2 protein-coding genes are annotated in these 1,631 nt (G+C 74.4%); one reads left to right on the top strand and one right to left on the bottom strand.

The genetic code is table 11. The features are described 5' to 3' along the window. The coding region (locus PROKR_RS25925) for a nucleotide-binding protein (protein ID WP_051433378.1) at positions 1 to 966 on the top strand (966 nt) is incomplete at its 5' end. A gap of 21 nt (positions 967 to 987) precedes the next feature. On the opposite strand, the gene PROKR_RS25920 is transcribed toward PROKR_RS25925, so the two are convergent. Continuing rightward, positions 988 to 1,584: a TetR/AcrR family transcriptional regulator gene (locus PROKR_RS25920; protein WP_036969474.1), complete on the bottom strand. Its 597-nt coding sequence runs from the start codon at positions 1,582 to 1,584 to the stop codon at positions 988 to 990. Positions 1,585 to 1,631: the final 47 nt, after the last annotated feature.

Raw genomic sequence — 1,631 nt, 5'->3', positions numbered from 1 at the left:
GGCGAGCCGCCCCTCGGCCCCGGCGGCTCCGACGTCGGACGACGGGACAGCCGCCGGTCGTCGTTCCTGGTCCAGGACCGCCTCGACGAGCCGGCCACGCAGGGTGTGCGCGGCGTGCTGGCCCGGGTGGGTCTCCGCGTGCCGCCCAGCGAGTCGGAGCGCGCGGAGCGCGCCGACGAGCAGGCGGTGAGCCAGCACTGGCAGGGGCCCCGCACCATCTCGATCGTGAACGGCAAGGGTGGCGCCGGCAAGACGCCGTCGACCGTGCTGCTCGCGGCGGTCTTCGCGCAGTTCGGTGGTTCCGGCGTCGTCACCTGGGACAACAACCAGACCCGCGGGACGCTGGGCTGGCGCACCGAGCAGGACCAGCACGAGGCGACCCTGCTCGACCTGATCCCCCGGACCGAGCACTTCCTGGGCCCGACGGCGCAGCTCGGCGACCTGGCCGGGTTCGTGCACCACCAGTCACGGATGAGGTTCGACGTGCTGCGGTCCAAGCCGATGGCGCTGGCGCACGAGCAGCGCATCTCGTCCGAGGACGTCGACGCCATCCACGCGGTGCTCGCCAAGTTCTACCGGCTCATCTTCATCGACTCCGGCAACGACGAGTCCGACCCGATGTGGCTGCGCATGATCGACCACACCGACCAGCTCGTGGTGGCCACCAGCACCCGCGACGACCACGCCGAGGCGGGTGCGCTGCTGCTGGAGGCGCTGGCCAACCGCGGGGAGCACATGGCGGACCTGGCCCGGAAGGCCGTCGTCGTGGTGAGCCAGTCCGACCCGAAGGCGACGCCCGCCGACATGCGCCGGGTCGCCCAGGGCTACCGTGCGCTGGCGCGCGAGGTCGTCACCGTCCCGTTCGACCCGGCGATGGTGGACGGCCAGCTCGACTACCGGGCCCTGCGCCCCCAGACCCGCCGGGCCTGGCTGGCCGCGGGCGCGGCGGTCTCGCGCGGGTTCTGACCCGGGGAGCCGACGACGCCGCTACGCGGCCGGGGCGACGATCCGCGTGACCACGCGGTGCACGTCGGCCCGGCCGTCGGCGGTGGCCGCCGTGTCCTCCGGGACGGCGAGCATGCCGCCGACGGTCAGCACGGAACCGTGCACCGCGGCGAGCCCCTGCCCCAGCAGCCGCTCGGCGGGCACCGTGCCGTCGATGCGCTCCGGGTGCCGGGCCTGGGCCTCGCGCAGCGCCTCGACCTTGGCCGCGCTGGAGGTCGCCGACCGCTCCAGCGTGCCGAGCGTCCCCGGCCGCTCCAGGGTGTGCCAGAGCAGCAGCCGGATCAGCTCGGGGTGGCCCACCGTGAAGTCGAACAGGCGCACGGCGTAGCCGGGCAGGTCGTCGGCGTCGAACGGCACGGCGTCGAGCAGGTCGAGGATCCGGGCGCCGACCACCTGGTCGAACAGCGCCTCCTTGTTGCCGAAGTACGCGTAGATGCGCTGCTTGTTCGCCGCCGCGTGCTCGGCGATCCGGTCCACGCGGGCGCCGGCCAGCCCGTAGCGCGCGAACTCGTCGGCAGCGGCCTCCAGGATGCGGGTCGGCGTCGCGGCGCGTCCGACGTCGGCAGCGGGGGTGGGCATGTCGCTCAGCCTAGCTCCGGGCCGCCGGCAGGGCGGTGGACGTGACC

Source organism: Promicromonospora kroppenstedtii DSM 19349, assembly GCF_000515355.1.
GTDB classification, from domain to species: Bacteria; Actinomycetota; Actinomycetes; order Actinomycetales; family Cellulomonadaceae; genus Promicromonospora; species Promicromonospora kroppenstedtii.
This window is presented reverse-complemented; position numbering and strand designations above follow the sequence as displayed.